Consider the following 22,964-nt stretch of genomic DNA (forward strand, 5'->3'; position numbering starts at 1 on the left):
TCGTGGTTTCGCCGCTCCGCGCAACGGAGTTCGGTTACGTGTTTTACTATGATATGAAAAAGAAACCGGTCGCACAGTTAGTCTGTCAGCGTCTTATGCTGCTTTTACGCGCTGTTAATGGGTTGTTATTGCGGGATACCCCTGCGATAGTAGTCAACAGTTTTGCACATTCGTTTAAATTTGAGGTTCGCCATGTCTGACAAAATCTCTTCTGTTTCGGGTTCGTCAGTGGGCGAGCAGGATGTACACCGCTCCATGCAGGAGATTGCCATGAGTTCCCAGGAAGCCAGCAAGATGCTGCGTACTTACAATATTGCCTGGTGGGGTAATAACTATTACGACGCCAACGAACTCGGTCACATTACCGTTTGCCCGGACCCGGATGTCCCGGAAGCGCGTGTTGATCTTGCTGAACTCGTAAAAGCCCGTGAAGCACAGGGGCAGCGTTTACCTGCACTGTTCTGCTTCCCGCAGATTTTGCAGCACCGTCTGCGTTCTATAAATGCAGCGTTCAAACGTGCTCGTGAATCCTACGGCTACAAAGGCGACTATTTCCTCGTTTACCCAATCAAAGTGAACCAGCACCGTCGCGTCATTGAATCACTGATTCATTCCGGTGAGCCTCTGGGCCTGGAAGCAGGTTCTAAAGCGGAACTGATGGCGGTTCTGGCTCATGCCGGTATGACGCGTTCAGTTATTGTGTGTAACGGCTATAAAGACCGTGAATACATCCGCCTGGCGTTGATCGGCGAGAAGATGGGCCACAAGGTTTATCTGGTCATCGAGAAGATGTCAGAAATCCGCATTGTGCTGGAAGAAGCTGAGCGCCTGAATGTGGTTCCACGCCTCGGTGTGCGTGCGCGTTTGGCGTCACAAGGCTCCGGCAAATGGCAGTCTTCAGGCGGCGAGAAATCCAAATTCGGTCTGGCGGCGACGCAGGTTCTGCAATTGGTTGAGATGTTGCGTGAAGCCGGTCGTATCGACAGCCTGCAATTGCTGCACTTCCACCTTGGTTCGCAAATGGCGAACATTCGCGATATCGCTACTGGCGTTCGTGAATCCTCTCGCTTCTACGTTGAACTGCACAAGATGGGCGTCAACATCGAATGCTTCGATGTGGGCGGCGGTCTGGGTGTTGACTATGAAGGGACGCGTTCTCAGTCCGATTGTTCGGTCAACTACGGCCTGAACGAATATGCGAACAACATCATTTGGGCGATTGGCGACGCGTGTGAAGAAAACGGCCTGCCACACCCAACGGTTATCACTGAGTCTGGTCGTGCGGTAACCGCGCACCACACCGTTCTGGTGTCTAACATCATCGGTGTTGAGCGTAACGAATACACCACGCCAACGGCTCCGGCTGCAGACGCGTCCCGTGCGCTGCAAAGCATGTGGGAAACCTGGGGCGAAATGCACGAGCCGAACAACCGTCGCTCGCTGCGTGAATGGCTGCACGATAGCCAGAATGATTTGCATGATATCCATACCGGCTATTCCGCAGGGAGTTTCTCTTTGCAAGAACGTGCCTGGGCGGAGCAGCTTTATCTGAGCATGTGCCATGAAATTCAGCGCCTGCTCGACCCAAGCAACCGTGCGCACCGTCCGATCATCGACGAGCTACAAGAGCGTATGGCGGATAAGATTTACGTCAACTTCTCGCTGTTCCAGTCGATGCCGGATGCGTGGGGCATCGATCAGCTGTTCCCGGTGCTGCCGCTTGAAGGGCTGAACCAGGTTCCTGAGCGTCGCGCGGTACTGCTGGATATCACTTGTGACTCCGACGGTGCTATCGATCACTACATCGACGGTGACGGCATTGCGACAACCATGCCGATGCCAGAATACGATGCAGAAAACCCACCACTGTTGGGCTTCTTCATGGTTGGCGCATACCAGGAAATTCTGGGCAACATGCACAACCTGTTTGGTGATACAGAAGCGGTTGATGTGTTTGTCTTCCCTGACGGCAGCGTAGAGGTCGAGCTTTCTGACGAAGGCGATACCGTTGCGGACATGCTGGAATATGTTCAGCTTGATCCAAAAACCTTGCTGAAGCATTTCCGTGATCAGGTTAAACAGACCGATCTGGATGCTGGTTTGCAGCAGCAGTTCCTCGAAGAGTTCGAGGCTGGGTTGTATGGCTATACTTATTTAGAAGACGAGTAAATTACTCGGCGTACTTCGAGTCGCAGGTGTGTTGGCTGCACTCACTTACCGCCTACCTGCAACGCGAATTACTAGAGTAATTAGTATACAAATAAGGCTGCGTTCGGCGATAATCCGTGCCAACAAGCAGTCTGAATGAATACAGTCCCTTCCTCGTCGGGTTTAACGACGCGGAGGGGACTTTTTTTGCTAATCATTACCATCATCGTGAGGTCAAACCATGAGCACCTTAGGCCATCAGTACGACAATTCCCTGGTATCCAATGCCTTCGGTTTTTTACGTTTTCCGCTGAACTTTATGCCATATGACAGCGATGCTGATTGGGTTATCACTGGCGTTCCTTTTGATGCGGCAACGTCTGGCCGTGCAGGTGGTCGTCATGGCCCTGCGGCAATCCGTCAGGTGTCTACCAATCTGGCATGGGAAGGCAACCGCTTCCCGTGGAACTTCGATGTGCGCGAGCGTTTGAACGTTGTTGACTGCGGCGACCTGGTTTACGCCTTCGGTGATGCGCGTGACATGAGCGAACGTCTGCAAGCTCACGCAGAAAAACTGCTGGCTGCTGGCAAGCGTATGCTCTCTTTCGGTGGTGACCACTTTGTGACTCTTCCGCTGTTGCGCGCCCACGCGAAGCACTTCGGTAAAATGGCACTGGTGCATTTCGATGCGCACACCGATACCTATGCGAATGGTTGCGAGTTCGACCACGGCACGATGTTCTACACCGCTCCTAAAGAAGGTTTGATCGACCCGAACCACTCAGTGCAAATTGGTATCCGTACTGAGTTCGATAAAGACAACGGTTTCACCGTGCTGGATGCAGGCCAGGTTAACGACCGAACTGTTGACGACGTGCTGGCTCAGGTTAAGCAGATTGTTGGCGATATGCCGGTTTACCTGACCTTTGATATCGACTGTATCGACCCTGCTTTCGCACCAGGTACCGGTACTCCGGTTATCGGTGGTTTGACGACTGACCGCGCACTGAAACTGGTTCGTGGTTTGAAAGACCTGAACATCGTTGGTATGGACGTTGTGGAAGTGTCTCCAGCTTACGACCAGTCCGAAATTACTGCATTGGCTGGCGCAACTCTCGCGCTAGAAATGCTGTATATCCAGGCGGCTAAGAAGGGCGAGTAATCAGGCTATTTTACTTGCCATTTTAAACCCGGGCAGTGCTCGCCATCCTCACGTACTGTGTGTACGCTCCGGCGGCTGCGCGCTGCCCGGGTTCAAACTGTCTGCGATAATAACGCCTGAAGTGCTTAGTTGACTGAAGTTACTTCAAACCATCTGCAGCCATACGGTCACGAATATGTTGCGCACGTTCGGCTGAAGCAGGGTGGTCATCAAGCATTGAGCTTTGGCGACCTTCTTCCGCTTTTGCTAACTTCTCAAAACTGGTCGCCAGGCCAATTGGGTTGATTCCACGTTTTCTCAACAAATCATACGAGTAGTCATCAGCTTCAGACTCCTGGCGTTGGGAGAACTGTGCGTTCACCAGTTTTTCACCCAAATCGCCCAGTTGTGACTGCGATAAACTACCAATCACACCGCCCGCTGAGGCTGCTGCTACGCGGGCTGCGTTAGTGCCCAATGCAACCTGCATGCCTTTCTTCACATGACCGAGTGCAACGTGGCCCATTTCGTGGCCGATAACTGCTTCGACTTCGTTATCGTTCATCATGTCCATCAGGCCGCTGTATACGCGGATACAGCCATTAGCCATCGCAAACGCGTTCACATCTTTGGTGACATACACCTTGTAGTTCACCGGCATGCCGTTGATGTTGTCGCCCAGGGCTGAGGAAATTTTGCTTAGACGTTTAGCATATTCACTACTAGCTGGTGCAATGCTCGCTTTGCTGTCGAGCTCAGCACAAGATTTGTCACTCAACTCTTTCACCTGCGCATCACTTAATGTGTACGCCTGAAATGCTTCCGCACCGGAAGCGAGCAGACCGTTAGAGTCCATGTTCTGGCAGCCGCTCAGTAGGGCAGCAACGCTCAGGCTTAATAAAATTGGGCGCAATTTCATGCCAATATCCTTAATTAGTGATAACTGCTCAGAGGTGATTCAGCCACAAACCATTGGCTAGTCGCTTCAGTATAAAGAAGTTAGCCAAACTCGCGCATCAACTTGCGCAACATGCGAGCAGGTTCCAGAGATTTCTTAACCAGACAAAAGGATGCTCCATGTACATGGCACACCGCTTGCGGTACATTGATGGCAATTTTTTGGGCGTAGCCCATAACGCATAGTAGTCAAGGCCTGACCTTCAACCATCCGATCTGGAGTCAAAATGTCCTCTCGTAAAGAGCTTGCCAATGCTATTCGTGCACTCAGCATGGACGCAGTACAAAAAGCCAAATCCGGTCATCCGGGCGCCCCTATGGGTATGGCCGACATTGCCGAAGTCCTGTGGCGCGATTTCCTGAACCATAACCCGCAGAACCCTGCATGGGCTGACCGTGACCGCTTCGTGCTGTCTAACGGCCACGGCTCAATGCTGATCTATAGCTTGCTGCATCTCACAGGTTATGACCTGCCGATTGAAGAACTGAAAAACTTCCGTCAGCTGCATTCCAAAACTCCGGGTCACCCGGAAGTGGGCTATACCGCGGGTGTTGAAACCACAACTGGCCCGCTGGGTCAGGGTGTTGCGAACGCAGTGGGTATGGCCATTGCTGAACGCACCATGGCAGCACAGTTCAACCGTCCAGGTCACGACATCGTTGACCACTTCACCTACACCTTTATGGGTGATGGCTGCATGATGGAAGGTATTTCCCATGAAGTTTGCTCTCTGGCGGGTACGCTGGGTCTGGGTAAACTGGTTGCCTTCTATGATGACAACGGTATCTCCATCGACGGCCATGTTGAAGGCTGGTTCACTGACGATACTGCGAAACGCTTTGAAGCCTATGGCTGGCACGTAGTACGCGGCGTTGACGGTCACGATGCAGACGCTATCAAACGCGCTGTTGAAGAAGCTAAAGCCGTTACCGACAAACCTTCACTGCTGATGTGCAAAACCATCATCGGTTTCGGTTCGCCAAACAAAGCCGGTACGCACGATTCCCACGGTGCACCTTTGGGTGACGCGGAAATCGCACTGACCCGTGAAGCTCTGGGCTGGAAACACGCGCCATTCGAAATCCCGTCTGAGATCTATGCTCAGTGGGACGCGAAAGAAGCCGGTCAGGCGAAAGAAGCAGCATGGAACGAGAAGTTCGCTGCATACGCTAAAGCCTTCCCGCAAGAAGCTGCTGAATTTACCCGTCGTATGAAAGGCGACATGCCTGCTGAGTTTGCGGCGAAAGCGCAGGAGTTCATCAAGAACCTGCAAGCGAACCCTGCAAAAATTGCCAGCCGTAAAGCGTCTCAGAACACCATCGAAGCATTCGGCCACCTGCTGCCTGAATTCCTCGGCGGCTCCGCTGACCTCGCGCCTTCTAACCTGACTATCTGGTCTGGTTCTAAAGCAATCAATGAAGATCTGGCCGGTAACTACATCCATTACGGTGTACGTGAATTCGGTATGACCGCGATTGCCAACGGTATCGCGCTGCACGGTGGTTTCCTGCCGTACACCTCTACCTTCCTGATGTTTGTTGAATATGCCCGCAACGCGGTGCGTATGGCAGCATTAATGAAGCAACGCCAGGTGATGGTCTACACTCACGACTCAATCGGTCTGGGCGAAGATGGTCCAACTCACCAGCCTGTAGAGCAGCTTGCTGCCCTGCGCGTGACACCAAACATGAGCACATGGCGCCCATGTGACCAGGTTGAGTCTGCGGTGGCGTGGAAATACGCAGTAGAACGTCACGACGGCCCGACCGCGCTGATCTTCTCCCGTCAGAACCTGGCACAGCAGGATCGTACCGAACAGCAACTGGCAGATGTTGCACGTGGCGCATACGTTCTGAAAGATTGTGCAGGCACGCCTGAGCTGATTCTGATTGCAACCGGTTCAGAAGTTGAACTGGCAGTGGCTGCGTGGGATCAACTGACGGCTGAAGGCATCAAAGCGCGCGTGGTTTCCATGCCGTCTACTGATGCATTCGACAAACAAGATCCAGCTTACCGTGAAGCCGTGCTGCCGAAAGCGGTTGCTGCGCGTGTGGCTATCGAAGCCAGCATCGCTGACTACTGGTACAAATACGTTGGCCTGAACGGTGCAGTTGTGGGCATGACCACCTTCGGTGAGTCTGCTCCGGCTGAGCTTCTGTTTGAAGAGTTTGGTTTCACCGTTGCAAACGTAGTGAAACAAGCTAAAGCAGTTCTGTAAAACGTAATCCCCCTAAGGCCAGCAAACATTGATTGCTGGCCTTTTTTTTATCTGTTGTTGATAATGCAATTGAAAATTATTATCATTCACATTCGTAAATAAATGTGAATCTAAGTAAATGAATCGACATACTTTGTACGGATACCAGAAATCGGGCTTCATTGCTTTAACCGTCGCACTATTGATGAGCTCACTGAGCGCGAGCGCTAAACCACTCCCTGAAAAGGACTTTCTTACCGTTCCGGTGGGTAATGGCGTTTATGAGCTGGCATATGACGCCTCTCAAAACGTTCTGTTTGCTGCCTCTGCCCCTTCGTTTGATAAAGATAAAACGGATGGTCTGGTCTACAAGCTGAACCCAGACACGTTGAAGACAACGGGGAAAATCACCACTGAGCGACGCGTATTTGCCACACTGCTGGATGAAGAAAACCATATTCTGTATATCGGTAACACCCTTGAAGGGGCCGTCACGCTTATTGATACGCGCGCCGACAAAGAGATTAAAACGGTTCAACTGAGTGATATCAGCAATCCCAAAGAAATCGTTCACACCCGTGAAATGGCGCTCGATAAAAAACGCCAGCGCTTATATGTATCAGGCGTTACTCAGAAAGGTATTATTTGGGTTATCGACACGCAAAAACAGCAGCATATTGCGACCATTGAAAATATGGGTGAATATCCAACCGGGTTGACTGTCGATGAAGATAAAGGGCGAGTTTATGCTGTCAACGGCAGTGGGGAATTGATTACGCTTGATGCCAGCGATAATAAAATTATTTCGCGAGTTAAAGTTGAACCGCAGAAAAAACACTTCTTCTTAAATATCGCGCTGGATAATAAAAAAGAGCGTGCATTTATTACCGATCCTGATTTACCTGATGTTTTGGTGGTTTCACTAAAAGACAGCAAAATCATTGATCGTATTAAGGTGATTAACTCTCTGGCTGTGATGTACAACAATGGCCGCAACGAGGTGTATATCACTCACCGTAACGCGCAGCTGATTAGCGTTGTCGACGCTGATACTTATAAAGTGAAAGCCAGCATCGTGACATCGGCCTTGCCTAATAGCCTTGCTCTCTCAGCGGATGGCCACACTCTTTATGCCAGCGTGAAGCAGGGTGAAAAAGAGATAGGTAAAAAACCGGACTACATTATTAAAGTCGATCTCGAAAAAATCTAACTCACTTTTCATTAAAAGAACAATAAAGCCCTGTGGTGAAAATTCACAGGGCCGGCAGGCTTTTTTTCAATATCTTGGGTAATAAAAAATGGCAACGAATAAGCAGTTGGTGTTCGCAAGAAGAGTGGCAGGAATAATGGTGCTAGCAGGGGGCGCTATGCTTCCCGTGTTGGCCGAGGAAAATAACGCTTCTCTTAAAGAATCTGAAGATCAAATGGTCGTGACGGCATCGGGTTTTTCTCAACAGAAAAAAGATGCCCCGGCGACAATTTCTGTTATTGACAGAAAACAGCTCGATGAAAAACCAAACAGGAATGTCGCCGAAGCCATTCAGGATTTACCCGGCGTTAATGTGGGTTCGGGTTCAAGCGATATGGCAACCGGCAGTATTATGATGCGCGGTATGGACTCAGGCTATACCGCATTTATGGTTAATAGCGTGAAACAAAATACCGGTGAGTCACGGCCTTATGGGCAGGATATTGGTGCCGAGGTTAACTTCCTGCCGCCGATGGAAGCTATCGAACGAATTGAAGTCATTCGCGGGCCAATGTCATCGCTATATGGTTCCGATGCCATTGGCGGTGTGGTGAACGTTATCACCAAAAAACCTTACGGCGTACAAGACTGGACCGGGGCATTGGTGGCAAACACCTTCATTCAGGAAGACAGTGCATTCGGTAATACCAACCAAATGAATTTGTTCGCAATGGGGCCAATTGTGCCCGACGTGCTGGGTATTAGCGTCGCGGCCGACTGGCTAAATCGCCGTGACGACGAGCGCAATAATTACTTCAGCAAGAACGATCGTAAATCTATTGATATGACCGTTGGCCTTGCGGCAAACGAAACTAACCTTTTTGATCTGAATGTGGTGACGGGAAAACAGAAGAAAAACCGCGACGACGCGCCATGGATGTGGACGTTTGACAGGGATGCGGTGACGCTGAGCCACAGCGGTTGGTATGCCGAAGATACGATCGCGACCAATAACTATCTCAACTATGAGAAGGGTCGCTCTAAATACAACCTGGACGGCGATGCACCGCAGCACATTGAGACTGAAAACTACGTTGCGAATAGCCAGACCACTTTCTCGTTCGAGAATCATAAACTCACCGTTGGGGCTAACTTCACCCGCGAAGAGCTGAACGATCAATTTGCGGTTTCCAGTAAAGAAGCGCCTGGCGTTGAACCGGTGACCAAAATCAGCCGCGACGGTTGGGCATTGTTTGCTGAAGACGGCTGGCAGATTGGGGACTTTACGTTGACCACCTCTGCACGTATGGACCGCGACAACTATTTTGGCACACACATCACGCCAAAACTTTATGGCAACTGGGCCATTACGGACGCCTGGGCTCTGAAAGGTGGCGTATCTTCAGGTTATAAAAAACCTGAGTTGCGTGAAACCTCAGCCGACTTCGTGACGCCACGGGGCTCATTACCACCGTACCCTTATTTGACCGTGGGTAACGATGACCTGAAACCAGAGAAAAGCGTCAACTCCGAACTGGGCTTGTACTGGGCTGGAGAAAAACTGGCGTTAGACGGCACGGTTTTCTACACCCAATTTAAAGATAAAATCTCGGAAGAGACTATTTGCGAAACGACGGCGACTAACCAGTGCCAGATGAACGGCTATAAAGCTGATTCCATCAGCAAATACTTTAACGTCGGCAAAGCTGATGTTTACGGTGTGGAGCTGAATGCGGACTGGCAAGTGACGGAAACCGTGAAGGCCAACGCAAACTACACTTATAACCATAGTGAGCAGAAAACAGGTGTGAATAAGGGTTATGCGCTCAATGACTTCCCACGCCATATGGCGAACTTGTCACTGACCTGGTCGGCGACACAAGCGTTAGATCTGTGGAGCAAAACAAATTACCGCAGTAGCAATCGCGATACCGGCGACCATATTGATTATGACGCCTGGACGATGGTTGACCTCGGTGCGCGTTACCAGTTGAACAAAAATACTCAGCTTATGGCTGGGGTGTACAACGTGTTTGATGCCGACCCACAACGTGTCAGCCCATGGGGTGATTACGGGCTGGTCGAGGGGCGTCGTTATAATCTGGGGGCCCGAATCGAATTTTGATTGAAAGCCTGTCAGGATAAACGCTGCCAGCTGGCAGCGTTTACTCTCCATCGTTGAAATCCAGTTTTACTACGGAGCCTGTAATTCTGGGTAGTCGCGTGTTTACGCTGTCTACTATTCGTTCTTAGCCCATAATTCGTTGCAGTTATTCCATCGAAAATGTGACCTGCGTCAGAAGATTAGTTGCCTGTCCTGGGGTAACGTTCCATTTATTCCCTGTTTCGCTTACCATAGCTGAAGCGTTTCAGTCGACTAAATGTTCGACAATTAAGCAAACAAATGCAGTTTCAATAGTGCGAGGATTCCCCTCAGACGATTGCTGGATTACTCTGTCAGCCACTTAGTCTCAGGGATTCTGGCAGGAGAGATATGACCGTACGCATAGCAATTAATGGCTTCGGTCGCATTGGGCGCAACGTGGTACGTGCTTTGTACGAATCCGGTCGCCGTGCGGAAATTACCGTCGTAGCAATCAATGAACTGGCTGATGCTGCGGGTATGGCGCATCTGTTGAAGTATGACACCAGCCATGGCCGCTTCGCCTGGGACGTCCGTCAGGAGCGCGACCAGTTATGGGTAGGCGACGACGCCATCCGTATTTTGCACGAACCGGAAATTGCTAATTTGCCTTGGCGTGAACTGGGCGTTGATGTGGTGCTCGATTGTACCGGTGTGTTTGGCTCCCGTGCAGACGGTGAAGCTCATCTGGCCGCCGGTGCCAAAAAAGTCCTCTTCTCTCATCCAGGCGGTAACGACCTCGACGCCACCGTTGTTTACGGTGTGAATCATGAAAGTGTGGTTGCTGAGCATCGCATTGTTTCCAATGCTTCTTGCACCACAAACTGCATCATTCCAATTATCAAACTGCTTGATGATGCTTACGGTATTGAGTGGGGCACAGTGACTACCATTCATTCTGCCATGCATGATCAACAGGTTATTGACGCCTATCATCCAGACTTGCGCCGCACCCGTGCTGCCAGCCAGTCTATTATTCCTGTTGATACGCGTCTTGCTGCTGGAATCGCACGTATTTTCCCGAAATTTAACGATCGTTTTGAAGCGATCGCGGTGCGAGTTCCGACCATCAACGTCACGGCAATAGATTTAAGCGTGACGGTGAAAAATGCAGTTAAAGCCAATGAAGTCAACAAGTTGCTGCAAAAAGCAGCACGAGATTCATTTCATGGTATAGTTGACTATACGGAATTACCATTGGTCTCGACTGATTTTAACCACGATCCGCACAGTGCCATTGTTGACGGCACACAAACCCGGGTCAGTGGGCAACATCTGATTAAAACTCTAGTCTGGTGTGATAATGAATGGGGCTTTGCTAACCGAATGCTCGACACGACGTTAGTCATGGCCGCAAGTGGTTTCAGGTAGAGCGCATATGCGTTCGCAAAACTTTAAGAATCAACGAGAGGATTCACCATGTCTGTAATTAAGATGACCGATCTGGATCTGGCTGGTAAGCGCGTTCTGATCCGTGCAGATTTGAACGTACCAGTTAAAGAAGGGAAAGTGACATCTGACGCACGTATCCGTGCATCACTGCCAACTATCGAACTGGCCCTGAAGCAAGGCGCTAAAGTGATGGTAACTTCTCACCTGGGTCGTCCGACTGAAGGCGAGTACAACGAAGAATTCTCTCTGCTGCCGGTTGTTAACTACCTGAAAGACAAATTGTCTTCCCCGGTTCGTTTGGCTAAAGATTACCTCGACGGCGTTGAAATTGCTGAAGGTGAACTGGTTGTTCTGGAAAACGTTCGCTTCAACAAAGGCGAAAAGAAAGACGACGAAACTCTGTCTAAGAAATACGCTGCTCTGTGTGACGTATTCGTAATGGACGCTTTCGGTACTGCGCACCGTGCACAGGCTTCTACTCACGGCGTTGGTAAATTTGCTGACATCGCTTGTGCAGGTCCGCTGTTGGCTGAAGAGCTGAGCGCACTGGGTAAAGCACTGAAAGAACCAGCTCGTCCAATGGTTGCAATCGTTGGCGGTTCTAAAGTTTCTACCAAACTGACTGTTCTTGATTCCCTGTCCAAAATCGCTGACCAGCTGATTGTTGGCGGTGGCATCGCGAACACCTTCGTTGCTGCTCAAGGCCACAACGTAGGTAAATCTCTGTACGAAGCAGACCTGGTTGACGAAGCTAAACGCCTGCTGACTATCTGTGATATCCCAGTTCCTGCTGACGTTCGCGTTGCAACTGAGTTCTCTGAGACTGCTACTGCAACTCTGAAATCTGTAAACGACGTGAAATCTGACGAGCAGATCCTGGATATCGGTGATGCATCTGCGCAGCAACTGGCTGAAATCCTGAAGAATGCAAAAACCATTCTGTGGAACGGCCCGGTTGGCGTGTTCGAATTCCCGAACTTCCGTAAAGGTACTGAAATCGTTGCTAATGCAATTGCAGACAGCGAAGCATTCTCTATCGCAGGCGGCGGTGACACTCTGGCAGCAATCGACCTGTTCGGTATTGCTGACAAGATCTCCTACATCTCCACTGGTGGCGGCGCATTCCTCGAATTCGTGGAAGGCAAAGTACTGCCAGCAGTAGCGATGCTCGAAGAGCGCGCTAAGAAGTAATGATTACGGGCAGGTTTTCCTGCCCGTTTGTTTTTGCCGCCGCTCAGTCTTAGGTGGCACAAACGTTTTTTCTAACGGCCGACGATACAGGACAACCAAACATGTCTAAGATTTTTGATTTCGTAAAACCAGGTGTGATCACTGGTGATGACGTACAGAAAGTTTTCCAGGTAGCAAAAGAGAACAACTTTGCTCTGCCAGCAGTTAACTGCGTAGGCACCGACTCTATCAACGCCGTATTGGAAACTGCTGCGAAAGTTAAAGCTCCAGTTATCGTTCAGTTCTCTAACGGTGGCGCTGCATTCATCGCTGGTAAAGGCGTGAAAACTGACGTTCCTCAGGGCGCTGCAATCTTGGGTGCTATCTCTGGCGCACATCACGTACACCAGATGGCTGAACATTACGGCGTGCCAGTAATCCTGCACACTGACCACTGCGCTAAGAAATTGCTGCCGTGGATCGATGGCCTGTTAGACGCGGGTGAAAAACACTTCGCAGCAACTGGCAAACCACTGTTCTCTTCTCACATGATCGACCTGTCTGAAGAGTCTCTGGAAGAAAACATCGCGATCAGCTCTAAATACCTGGAGCGTATGTCCAAAATGGGCATGACTCTGGAAATTGAACTGGGTTGCACCGGCGGCGAAGAAGATGGCGTAGATAACAGCCATATGGACGCTTCTGCTCTGTACACTCAGCCAGAAGACGTTGATTACGCTTATACCGAACTGAGCAAAATCAGCCCACGTTTCACCATCGCTGCTTCTTTCGGTAACGTGCACGGTGTTTACAAGCCAGGTAACGTGGTTCTGACCCCGACTATCCTGCGTGATTCTCAGGACTATGTTTCTAAGAAACACAACCTGCCGCACAACTCTCTGAACTTCGTATTCCACGGTGGTTCCGGTTCTACAGCTCAAGAAATCAAAGATTCCGTGAGTTACGGTGTTATCAAAATGAACATCGATACCGATACTCAGTGGGCAACTTGGGAAGGTATCCTGAGCTACTACAAAGCTAACGAAGCTTACCTGCAGGGCCAGTTGGGCAACCCTAAAGGCGAAGATCAGCCGAACAAGAAATACTACGATCCACGCGTATGGCTGCGTTCTGCACAGACTTCAATGATCACCCGTCTGGAGCAGGCTTTCAAAGAACTGAACGCAGTAGACGTTCTGTAATCTTCGTAGCTTAATTGCTGTATCGAAAAGCCCGCCTTGTGCGGGTTTTTTTATGTGCAGTAATGAGAACGCAATCGTTTATATCTCAAAATTTAAAAATAAAATATCCTGTTAAACTCACTGTTTATTATCCAATAATTCCTTTATTTAACTTCATTAAATGATCAAATATACATCGGTGGATGTATTAATTAATTTTTAAAAATAACAAAATTAGTTTACATTGCACCTTCAGCCCTAAGATAAATCTTCTCTTGCTATTATAAAATGCAGTATGAACAGCTGCTTATTTAAACTTATATGATTAAATTATCTCCATAACTTAATTTTATTAGGGGGCTTAAGGTTGATGCGCATCATATTAAAGGCTGATTGTTTTTATATATGTATTTGTTTTTAAAGCATTTATTTAAGTTGATTGCTTTGCATGCAATTAACTCTCAAGTATTTGTGAGTCAAGCCACATAACATCCTGTGTGCAATTCGTTATGATCTTCTGCATGGAAAGTTAATTGAGCGCAGAACTTCATGGACAATAATTCTTTACCAAAGACACAACACCTGATGGTATTCCAGGAAGTTGTCAGGAGTGGTTCATTTGGTTCTGCGGCAAAACAGCTTGGTCTTTCCCAACCAGCAGTCAGTAAAGTTATTAGTGAGATGGAAGCTTATTTTGGCTTAGAGCTCATCATCAGAAAAAACACCGGCGTAAAATTAACCGAAGCAGGCAAAGTGCTACTGACATACTCAGAATCCATCACGCGCGAACTGAGAAATATGTGCAGCGAAATGAGCCGTATGATTGGCAATACTGTCTGTGATGTATCACTTGGTTATCCTTCCCTGATCGGTTTTACTTTTTTGCCGGGCATGATGAAAGAGTTTAAAGGGCTCTTTCCACAATCTCAGGTATCAATGTTCGAAGCCCAGCTTTCCTCATTCTTACCTGCAATCCGTGATGGTCGTTTGGATTTTGCAATCGGTACTCTGAGTGATGAAATGCTACTGCAAGATCTCCATATTGAGCCTCTGTTTGAGTCAGAATTTATTCTGGTCGCGAACCGAACACGGGTAGTCAAAGGAACGACTACGCTAAGTGCTCTAAGCCATGAACAATGGGTCTTGCCGCAAACGGAAATGGGATATTACAGCGAACTCCTTACTACGCTGCAAAAGAATAATATTAAAAGCGAAAATATCGTTAAAACTGATTCGGTAGTGACTATTTATAATTTAGTGTTGAATGCCGACTTCCTGACGGTAATCCCTCGAGATATGATTGCCCCATTTGGTTCTAACCAATTTATAAAAATTCCTGTTGAAGATAAATTACCTATAGCTCGCTACGCTGCGGTGTGGTCTAAAAATTACCGAATTAATCATTCTGCAGCCACATTAGTTGAGCTTGCCAAAAAACATTCATTGCGTAGCCAGTTTCAATTTAGCCAATTAACTGAAGTTGCTTAGCCTAATTCAGTAATTGATAAATATATAACTCATTCAAGGTGATTGATTTAATAAGCAGTCACCTCCTGTATTGTTTTAGCTTTTTAATGTTGAGGTCAACATGCATATCGACTATGAACTTCCTGTTACTATTATTGATGTCCTTGAAGCGAAGAAAAGACTCGCTGGATATATATATAAAACAGGAATGCCCCGTTCTAATTATCTCAGCGAATGCTGCAAGGGCGAGATATTTTTGAAATTTGAAAATATGCAGCGTACAGGTTCATTTAAAATACGTGGTGCTTTTAATAAGCTTAGCTCCTTAACAGAAGAAGAAAGAAAAAAGGGGTAGTGGCTTGTTCTGCTGGCAACCACGCGCAAGGGGTTTCGCTTTCTTGCGCTATTCTGGGAATCAATGGCAAGGTGGTGATGCCTAACGGTGCACCGAAATCTAAAGTGGCAGCAACTACCGATTACTCAGCACAGGTAGTGATGCACGGCGATAACTTCAACGACACCATCGCTAAGGTTAGCGAAATTGTTGAGATGGAAGGGCGTATCTTCATACCGCCGTATGATGATGAACATGTTATTGCCGGGCAAGGCACCATCGGCCTCGAGATTCTTGAAGATTTATATGATGTAGATAACGTTATTGTGCCGATTGGCGGTGGTGGCTTAATCGCGGGCATTGCGTTGGCGATTAAATCAATCAACCCGACAATTAATATTATCGGTGTCCAGGCTGAAAATGTGCATGGTATGGCTGCATCATTTTATAAAGGTGAACTGATGGCACACCGTACTTCAGGTACATTAGCCGATGGTTGCGATGTTTCCCGTCCGGGCAGAATAACCTATGAAATCGTGAAGAAATTAGTTACCGATATTGTATTAGTCAGTGAAGATGAAATTCGCAACAGTATGGTGGCGCTAATCCAACGTAATAAAGTTGTGACTGAAGGCGCTGGCGCACTGGCCACTGCGGCTTTATTAAGTGGAAAATTGGATCACTATATTAAAGGCCGTAAAACAGTAAGCATTATCTCTGGCGGAAACATCGATCTTTCGCGTGTTTCGCAAATCACAGGATCAGCAGATATTTGATATAACCAACTAATTCGGGTTGCACTCAGGATAATAAATGTGTAACCCGGAATATAACGGATATTGAATTATTAAAGGAACTCTATTATGAGTAATACTGATGCAACCCTTATTGGCCAAAAAGCTGTATCGCAATGGCGAAAATCTGACACCACCTGGACATTAGGCTTATTTGGCACCGCTATCGGCGCCGGGGTTTTATTTTTCCCTATTCGTGCAGGTTACGGCGGCTTAATTCCAATATTGATTATGTTGTTTCTGGCTTATCCCATTGCATTTTACTGCCACCGCGCACTAGCACGCCTGTGTCTTTCCGGGAGCAACCCTTCTGGAAATATTACCGAAACGGTAGAAGAGCATTTTGGTAAGACAGGTGGTGTGGTCATTACCTTCCTGTACTTCTTCGCCATTTGCCCGTTGCTGTGGATTTACGGCGTTACGATTACCAACACCTTTATGACTTTCTGGGAAAACCAGCTGCAACTCATGCCCCTAAACCGCGGTGTGGTGGCTCTGTTCCTGCTGCTGCTGATGGCTTTTGTTATCTATTTTGGCAAAGACCTGATGGTCAAAGTCATGAGCTATCTGGTTTTCCCGTTTATTGCCTGCCTGATCTTGATTTCTGTCTCGCTGATCCCTTACTGGAACTCTGCGGTTATCGACCAGGTGAGTCTCAGCGATATTTCGTTTACCGGCAGTGACGGTATTCTTGTGACCGTATGGCTCGGTATTTCCATCATGGTCTTCTCCTTTAACTTCTCGCCGATTGTCTCTTCGTTTGTGGTTTCCAAACGCGAAGAGTATGAGAAGGACTTCGGCAGGCAGTACACCGAAGACAAATGCTCGAAAATTATCTCCCGTGCCAGCATGTTGATGGTGGCTGTTGTGATGTTCTTCGCCTTCAGCTGCCTGTTCACGCTTTCACCGCAAAATATGGCCGAGGCTAAAGCGCAAAACATTCCGGTGCTTTCTTATCTGGCTAACCACTTCTCATCAATGGCGGGTACAAAATCGACCTTCGCCACTACGCTTGAGTATGGCGCGTCGATTATTGCCCTGGTCGCTATCTTCAAATCCTTCTTCGGCCACTATCTTGGCACACTTGAAGGACTTAACGGTCTGGTCCTCAAGTTTGGGTATAAGGGTGATAAAACCAAAGTATCCGGTGGCAAACTCAACCTTATCAGCATGGTCTTTATCATGGGGTCGACCTGGGTTGTGGCTTACGCCAACCCGAACATCCTCGATTTGATTGAAGCTATGGGTGCGCCGATTATCGCCTCTCTGCTTTGCCTGCTGCCAATGTATGCCATTCGCAAAACCCCTGCGCTGGCGAAATATAAAGGCAGGACCGAAAACATTTTTGTCACAGTAATTGGTTTGCTGACCATTCTTAATATTGTCTTCAAGCTTATCTAATGACTTACTCAGGATGAGTGGAATTTAAAAATGAATGAATACCCGGTAGTGCTGACGATTAACTGTGGTTCTTCTTCGGTAAAGTTTTCAGTATTAGATGCAGAAACTTTCGATGTGCTTTTATCTGGAATTTGCGAAGGTATTAATACCGAGAGTGCATTTTTAACGGTCAATGATGGAGAGCCAGTTATTCTGGCTCACCAAAATTATGAAGAGGCACTCGCGGCAATATCTGCTGAACTTGAGAAACGTCATTTAATTGATAGTGTGGCCTTTGTTGGCCACCGTATTGCTCATGGTGGTTCTTTATTTAGCGAGTCGGTATTAATTACTGATGATGTCATAGAAAAAATTCGCCAGATTTCACCTTTGGCTCCGCTGCACAATTATGCCAATTTACACGGCGTGGAATCTGCACGCCTTCGTTTCCCTGGCGTTCCTCAAGTCGCGGTATTCGATACCAGCTTCCATCAGACCCTAAAGCCCGAAGCTTATTTGTACGGTCTGCCATATCGTTACTTTGAAGAGTATGGTGTGCGCCGCTATGGATTCCATGGCACTTCGCATCGTTACGTGGCGCAGCAGGCATGTGATTTATTAGGCCTGAACGTAGAGAATTCGGGGTTAGTGATTGCTCACTTAGGTAATGGTGCTTCGGTGTGCGCGGTGCAAAATGGCGAAAGCATCGATACTTCAATGGGTATGACGCCACTCGAAGGCCTGATTATGGGTACGCGCTGCGGTGATGTGGATTTCGGGGCGATGGCCTGGCTTGCAAGGCAGACCGGACAATCCATGGATGACCTTGAGCAGGTAGTCAATAAAGAGTCAGGGCTACTGGGGCTTTCGGGTTTATCGTCAGATTTACGTACCCTGGAAAATGCCTGGCACAACGGTGATGAGCGGGCACAACGGGCGATAAAAGCATTTGTCCATCGTATTGCCCGAACGATTGGCGCGCACACAGCTGCATTAAATCGCCTGGACGGCATTATTTTTACCGGTGGTATTGGTGAAAATTCAATACTTATTCGCCGTCTGGTTTCTGAGCGTTTACGGGTATTTGGTGTTGAACTGGATATTGATAAGAATAACCAACCTAACCGCTCAGGTGAGCGAATTATTTCCTGCAAACAGTCTCCCGTTATTTTAGCGGTTATTCCTACCAATGAAGAAAAGATGATTGCACTTGATGCTTTGCATTTAGGTAGAGAATGCTATCTCGCCGAATACGCCTGATATACCCCCGCAACTCGAAATTCAAAGGGTATATATAAATAATATGCTTTAAAGGAATGAAGTAATGAAAGTAGATGTTGATATTACCAACGATAATTATTCCCATGCCTGGCAGCAATTCTCGGGCGTAGAATGGAAAGCGACAATTAATGTTCGGGATTTTATCCAGCATAACTATACCCCGTATGAAGGTGATGAATCATTCTTAGCAGGCGCAACTCCAGCGACCACTGCGTTGTGGGAAAAGGTCATGGACGGCATTCGTATTGAGAATGCCACCCACGCGCCAGTCGATTTCGACACTAATATTGCCACCACGATTACCGCGCATGCACCGGGTTATATCGTCAAAGAGCATGAAAAAATTGTCGGTTTGCAAACCGATAAACCGCTAAAGCGCGCCTTACACCCTTATGGTGGCGTGAATATGATCAAAAGCTCTTTTGAAGCTTATGGTCGTGAAATGGACCCAGATTTTGAATATCAGTTCACCTCGCTGCGTAAGACGCATAACCAGGGCGTATTTGATGTTTACTCACCGGATATTTTGCGCTGCCGTAAATCAGGTGTGTTGACTGGCTTGCCAGATGGCTACGGGCGTGGCCGCATTATTGGCGACTACCGCCGTGTTGCGCTTTACGGGATTGCATACCTGGTGCGCGAGCGTGAATTGCAGTTTGCCGATCTGCAAAACCAGCTTGAGCGTGGTGAAAATCTTGAAGCGGTAATTCGCTTGCGCGAAGAGTTGTCTGAACATCGCCGTGCACTGCTGCAAATTCAGGAGATGGCGGCAAAATACGGTTTTGATATTTCGCGCCCGGCAAGCAATGCACAAGAAGCGCTGCAATGGCTCTATTTTGCCTACCTGGCTGCGGTGAAATCTCAGAATGGCGGGGCGATGTCACTGGGCCGCACCACCACGTTTATCGACATTTATATCGAGCGCGATATAAAAGCTGGGCTGCTGACAGAGCAGCAAGCACAAGAGCTGGTCGATCACTTCATTATGAAAATCCGCATGGTGCGTTTCCTGCGTACACCGGAATTTGACACGCTATTCTCCGGCGATCCTATTTGGGCGACCGAAGTCATCGGTGGAATGGGGCTTGATGGTCGCACGCTGGTCACCAAAAATGCCTACCGTTACCTGAACACGCTGTACACCATGGGGCCTGCACCGGAGCCGAACCTGACGATTCTCTGGTCGGAAGCATTGCCGAAACCTTTCAAAGTTTATGCGGCGAAAGTTTCCATCGAAACGTCATCTCTGCAATACGAAAATGATGACCTGATGCGCTGTGATTTCGACAGCGATGACTATGCGATTGCGTGCTGCGTCAGTCCGATGGTGATTGGCAAGCAGATGCAGTTCTTTGGTGCACGAGCCAACCTCGCTAAAACGCTGCTGTATTGCATCAACGGTGGCATGGACGAAAAACTCAAAATCCAGGTCGGCCCGAAAATGCCAATGCTGCTCGATGAGGTATTGGATTACGACAAGGTAATGGGCAGCCTCGACCACTTTATGGACTGGCTGGCAATGCAATACATCACCGCGCTCAATCTTATTCACTACATGCACGACAAATACAGCTACGAAGCCTCGTTAATGGCTCTGCATGACCGGGATGTCTATCGCACCATGGCATGCGGTATTGCCGGGTTGTCGGTGGCAGTGGATTCGCTTTCTGCGATTAAGTACGCCACGGTGAAACCGGTGCGCGACCAAAACGGGCTGGCGGTTGATTTCGTCATTGAAGGTGACTACCCGCAATACGGTAATAATGATGATCGTGTTGATGCCATTGCCTGCGATCTGGTTGAGCGCTTTATGAAGAAGATCCAGGCGCTGCCAACTTATCGCAATGCGGTGCCAACTCAGTCGATCCTGACGATCACCTCAAACGTGGTGTATGGGCAAAAAACCGGTAACACGCCAGATGGTCGCCGTGCCGGTATGCCATTTGCACCAGGGGCGAACCCAATGCACGGGAGGGATCGGAAAGGTGCAGTGGCTTCATTAACGTCGGTCGCTAAACTGCCGTTCAGTTACGCTAAAGATGGTATCTCTTATACCTTCTCGATTGTTCCTGCGGCATTAGGGCGTGATGACGCCGTGCGCCAGTTAAACCTGGTGGGATTGCTGGATGGTTATTTCCATCACGATGTGCGAACTGAAGGCGGGCAGCATCTGAATGTAAACGTCATGAACAGGGAAATGCTACTTGATGCCGTTGAACACCCGGAAAACTACCCGACGCTGACCATCCGCGTTTCCGGCTATGCGGTGCGTTTTAATGCTCTGACGCGTGAACAGCAGCAAGATGTCATTTCGCGCACCTTTACCCACTCGATCTAATGCCTTTGAGCATTAATTCGCTTCCCTGAAACCCGCCGCGCGCGGGTTTTTTTCGGCCAAATTTGTGAGCAACTTGGCATATTCGGTTGTTTTGTTTACCCTTTAAAGTCTCTGTTGTGCTTTTCAGGCGCAAATTTCAGTAAAGACAAGGAACCGTGAATGGAAGATCTCAACGTAGTAGACAGTATTAATAATGCTGGAGGCTGGCTGGTGCGCAACCAGGCGTTACTGCTGAGCTATGCGGTCAACATTGTGGCGGCGATTGCGATAATCATCGTCGGGATGATCGTGGCTCGCGTGGTTTCCAATACGATTAACCGTGTGATGTTGGCGCGTGGTATTGATGCGACGGTAGCTGATTTCCTTTCCGCTCTGGTGCGTTACGGCATCATCGCATTTACGTTAATTGCCGCGCTGGGGCGTGTTGGCGTTCAGACTGCGTCCGTTATCGCAGTCCTCGGTGCCGCAGGTTTAGCCATTGGTCTGGCGTTGCAAGGTTCGCTTTCTAACCTGGCGGCAGGCGTGTTGCTGGTGACCTTCCGCCCATTCCGCGCGGGTGAATATGTTGATCTTGGCGGTATTGCGGGCTCCGTGCTGAACGTGCAGATTTTCTCCACCACTTTGCGCACTGTGGACGGGAAAATCGTTGTGGTGCCTAACGGTAAAATCATCGCCGGCAATATTATTAACTTCTCCCGCGAACCGGTGCGCCGCAACGAATTTATCATCAGCGTGGCGTACGATTCGGATATCGACAAGGTTAAGCAAATCCTGACAGATATCATCAACAGCGATGAGCGCGTGCTGAAAGACCGCGACATCACCGTGCGCCTCAATGAGCTTGGGCCGTCAGCCATTAACTTTGTGGTGCGTGCCTGGAGCAACAGCGGCGACCTCCAAAACGTCTATTGGGATGTGCTGGAACGCGTTAAGCGTGAGTTTGATGCGCAGGGAATCAGCTTCCCTTATCCGCAAATGGATGTGAATTTCAAACGAGTGAAAGAAGCTGCGTAAGCGTGATTTTCTGGGGCCAGTTTCGGCTGGCCTATTCTCCATTAGCAATACTTATAAACCATTAAAATTATCCATTTCCTCTAATAATTATTCCCAATTAAACTCCTCTTTAATTGCTAAACATTAAAGAGTGAATCATCGTGTTATCTTACTTTTTTCAAGGCCTTACATTAGGCGCTGCGTTAATCTTGCCGCTCGGCCCACAAAATGCGTTTGTGATGAACCAGGGTATTCGCCGCCAGTATCATCTGATGATCGCCTCGCTTTGCGCCTTAAGCGATGTGCTGCTGATTTGCGGTGGGGTTTTTGGAGGTAGTGCGCTGCTGATGCAGTCACCATGGCTGCTGGCGATCGTGACGTGGGGCGGTGTGGCATTCCTCTTGTGGTATGGCTGGGGCGCATTGCGTACCGCGATGAGTAGCAGCGTAGAACTGGCTTCAGCAGAAGTGATGAAGCAGGGGCGCTGGAAAATTATCGCCACCGTGCTGGCGGTAACCTGGCTTAATCCGCATGTTTATCTGGATACTTTTGTTGTACTGGGGAGTCTCGGTGGGCAACTGGCTGATGAACCGAAGCGCTGGTTTGCATTAGGTACCGTGAGTGCGTCTATCCTATGGTTTTATGGTCTGGCTCTTCTCGCAGCCTGGCTTGCGCCACGTCTGCGCACCGCGAAAGCTCAGCGGATTATCAATGGCGTAGTGGGCGTGGTGATGTGGGTTATCGCGTTGCAACTTGCGTCAGATGGGGTTCGCCATATCGCTTCCCTGATAGGGTAATTAGCCATCACCCGTCATACTTCAAGTTGCATGTGCGTTGGCTTTCCTCGCTCACCCCAGT

The 22,964-nt window shown here is 48.8% G+C and carries 16 protein-coding genes and 1 pseudogene; 16 read left to right on the forward strand and 1 reads right to left on the reverse strand.

Annotated elements, in window-relative coordinates; genetic code table 11:
- Positions 1–53: 53 nt before the first annotated feature.
- The 3 genes from yqgB (at position 54) to speB (ending at position 3,310) form a co-directional block, all read left to right on the forward strand.
- Entirely contained in the window at positions 54–200 is a 147-nt protein-coding gene (gene yqgB, locus AC0IXI_RS03765) for an acid stress response protein YqgB (RefSeq protein ID WP_157092057.1), read from the forward strand.
- Positions 193–2,169, forward strand: coding sequence for a biosynthetic arginine decarboxylase (gene speA / locus AC0IXI_RS03770; protein ID WP_471681948.1), 1,977 nt, complete (start codon positions 193–195; stop codon positions 2,167–2,169). Before yqgB ends, speA begins: the two co-directional genes overlap by 8 nt.
- Before the next feature lie 220 nt (positions 2,170–2,389).
- Positions 2,390–3,310: an agmatinase gene (gene speB, locus AC0IXI_RS03775; RefSeq protein WP_034457777.1), complete on the forward strand. Its 921-nt coding sequence runs from the start codon at positions 2,390–2,392 to the stop codon at positions 3,308–3,310.
- A gap of 139 nt (positions 3,311–3,449) precedes the next feature.
- On the opposite strand, the gene loiP is transcribed toward speB, so the two are convergent.
- Complete coding sequence (gene loiP, locus AC0IXI_RS03780; RefSeq protein WP_034457774.1) at positions 3,450–4,208, reverse strand: metalloprotease LoiP; 759 nt, start codon at positions 4,206–4,208, stop codon at positions 3,450–3,452.
- A gap of 265 nt (positions 4,209–4,473) precedes the next feature.
- On the opposite strand from loiP, the gene tkt reads away from it, so the two are divergent.
- From tkt to argO, 13 genes and pseudogenes are all read left to right on the forward strand, one after another.
- Entirely contained in the window at positions 4,474–6,465 is a 1,992-nt protein-coding gene (gene tkt, locus AC0IXI_RS03785) for a transketolase (protein ID WP_064560800.1), read from the forward strand.
- A gap of 118 nt (positions 6,466–6,583) precedes the next feature.
- Positions 6,584–7,654, forward strand: coding sequence for a 7-bladed beta-propeller protein YncE (yncE, locus tag AC0IXI_RS03790; protein WP_471681949.1), 1,071 nt, complete (start codon positions 6,584–6,586; stop codon positions 7,652–7,654).
- A gap of 136 nt (positions 7,655–7,790) precedes the next feature.
- Entirely contained in the window at positions 7,791–9,758 is a 1,968-nt protein-coding gene (locus tag AC0IXI_RS03795) for a TonB-dependent receptor domain-containing protein (RefSeq protein ID WP_471683196.1), read from the forward strand.
- A gap of 369 nt (positions 9,759–10,127) precedes the next feature.
- On the forward strand, positions 10,128–11,147 hold the full coding sequence (gene epd, locus AC0IXI_RS03800; protein ID WP_134184605.1) for an erythrose-4-phosphate dehydrogenase: 1,020 nt from the start codon (positions 10,128–10,130) through the stop codon (positions 11,145–11,147).
- 48 nt (positions 11,148–11,195) lie between these two features.
- Complete coding sequence (gene pgk, locus AC0IXI_RS03805) at positions 11,196–12,359, forward strand: phosphoglycerate kinase (RefSeq protein WP_134184603.1); 1,164 nt, start codon at positions 11,196–11,198, stop codon at positions 12,357–12,359.
- Between the two features lie 101 nt (positions 12,360–12,460).
- A complete protein-coding gene (gene fbaA / locus AC0IXI_RS03810; protein ID WP_064513655.1) occupies positions 12,461–13,540 on the forward strand; it encodes a class II fructose-bisphosphate aldolase in 1,080 nt (359 codons plus the stop codon).
- A gap of 528 nt (positions 13,541–14,068) precedes the next feature.
- Positions 14,069–15,007, forward strand: a complete 939-nt coding sequence (gene tdcA / locus AC0IXI_RS03815; RefSeq protein WP_471681950.1) for a transcriptional regulator TdcA — start codon at positions 14,069–14,071, stop codon at positions 15,005–15,007.
- Between the two features lie 100 nt (positions 15,008–15,107).
- Positions 15,108–16,096: pseudogene (gene tdcB, locus AC0IXI_RS03820) on the forward strand (bifunctional threonine ammonia-lyase/L-serine ammonia-lyase TdcB).
- A gap of 87 nt (positions 16,097–16,183) precedes the next feature.
- Positions 16,184–17,515 (forward strand): threonine/serine transporter TdcC, encoded by a 1,332-nt coding sequence (gene tdcC, locus AC0IXI_RS03825; protein WP_134184599.1) that lies wholly within the window; start codon positions 16,184–16,186, stop codon positions 17,513–17,515.
- 30 nt (positions 17,516–17,545) lie between these two features.
- Complete coding sequence (tdcD, locus tag AC0IXI_RS03830) at positions 17,546–18,754, forward strand: propionate kinase (protein ID WP_471681951.1); 1,209 nt, start codon at positions 17,546–17,548, stop codon at positions 18,752–18,754.
- 64 nt (positions 18,755–18,818) lie between these two features.
- Positions 18,819–21,113, forward strand: coding sequence for a formate C-acetyltransferase (gene pflB, locus AC0IXI_RS03835; RefSeq protein ID WP_471681952.1), 2,295 nt, complete (start codon positions 18,819–18,821; stop codon positions 21,111–21,113).
- A gap of 159 nt (positions 21,114–21,272) precedes the next feature.
- Positions 21,273–22,127 carry a small-conductance mechanosensitive channel MscS gene (mscS, locus tag AC0IXI_RS03840; RefSeq protein ID WP_064513642.1) on the forward strand — a complete coding sequence of 285 codons (855 nt, stop codon included), beginning with the start codon at positions 21,273–21,275 and terminating at the stop codon, positions 22,125–22,127.
- A gap of 140 nt (positions 22,128–22,267) precedes the next feature.
- Complete coding sequence (gene argO / locus AC0IXI_RS03845; RefSeq protein ID WP_134184593.1) at positions 22,268–22,903, forward strand: arginine exporter ArgO; 636 nt, start codon at positions 22,268–22,270, stop codon at positions 22,901–22,903.
- Positions 22,904–22,964 lie beyond the last annotated feature (61 nt).

Source organism: Buttiauxella sp. AC038 (assembly GCF_979253565.1).

Bases quoted from the DNA above. Each gene is read 5' to 3' on its own strand.
- yqgB (WP_157092057.1), top strand. From the start codon at position 54: ATGAAAAAGAAACCGGTCGCACAGTTAGTCTGTCAGCGTCTTATGCTG.
- pgk (WP_134184603.1), top strand. From the start codon at position 11,196: ATGTCTGTAATTAAGATGACCGATCTGGATCTGGCTGGTAAGCGCGTT.
- epd (WP_134184605.1), top strand. From the start codon at position 10,128: ATGACCGTACGCATAGCAATTAATGGCTTCGGTCGCATTGGGCGCAAC.
- tkt (WP_064560800.1), top strand. From the start codon at position 4,474: ATGTCCTCTCGTAAAGAGCTTGCCAATGCTATTCGTGCACTCAGCATG.
- loiP (WP_034457774.1), bottom strand. From the start codon at position 4,208: ATGAAATTGCGCCCAATTTTATTAAGCCTGAGCGTTGCTGCCCTACTG.
- tdcA (WP_471681950.1), top strand. From the start codon at position 14,069: ATGGACAATAATTCTTTACCAAAGACACAACACCTGATGGTATTCCAG.
- tdcC (WP_134184599.1), top strand. From the start codon at position 16,184: ATGAGTAATACTGATGCAACCCTTATTGGCCAAAAAGCTGTATCGCAA.
- speA (WP_471681948.1), top strand. From the start codon at position 193: ATGTCTGACAAAATCTCTTCTGTTTCGGGTTCGTCAGTGGGCGAGCAG.
- yncE (WP_471681949.1), top strand. From the start codon at position 6,584: ATGAATCGACATACTTTGTACGGATACCAGAAATCGGGCTTCATTGCT.
- tdcD (WP_471681951.1), top strand. From the start codon at position 17,546: ATGAATGAATACCCGGTAGTGCTGACGATTAACTGTGGTTCTTCTTCG.
- fbaA (WP_064513655.1), top strand. From the start codon at position 12,461: ATGTCTAAGATTTTTGATTTCGTAAAACCAGGTGTGATCACTGGTGAT.
- mscS (WP_064513642.1), top strand. From the start codon at position 21,273: ATGGAAGATCTCAACGTAGTAGACAGTATTAATAATGCTGGAGGCTGG.
- AC0IXI_RS03795 (WP_471683196.1), top strand. From the start codon at position 7,791: ATGGTGCTAGCAGGGGGCGCTATGCTTCCCGTGTTGGCCGAGGAAAAT.
- speB (WP_034457777.1), top strand. From the start codon at position 2,390: ATGAGCACCTTAGGCCATCAGTACGACAATTCCCTGGTATCCAATGCC.
- pflB (WP_471681952.1), top strand. From the start codon at position 18,819: ATGAAAGTAGATGTTGATATTACCAACGATAATTATTCCCATGCCTGG.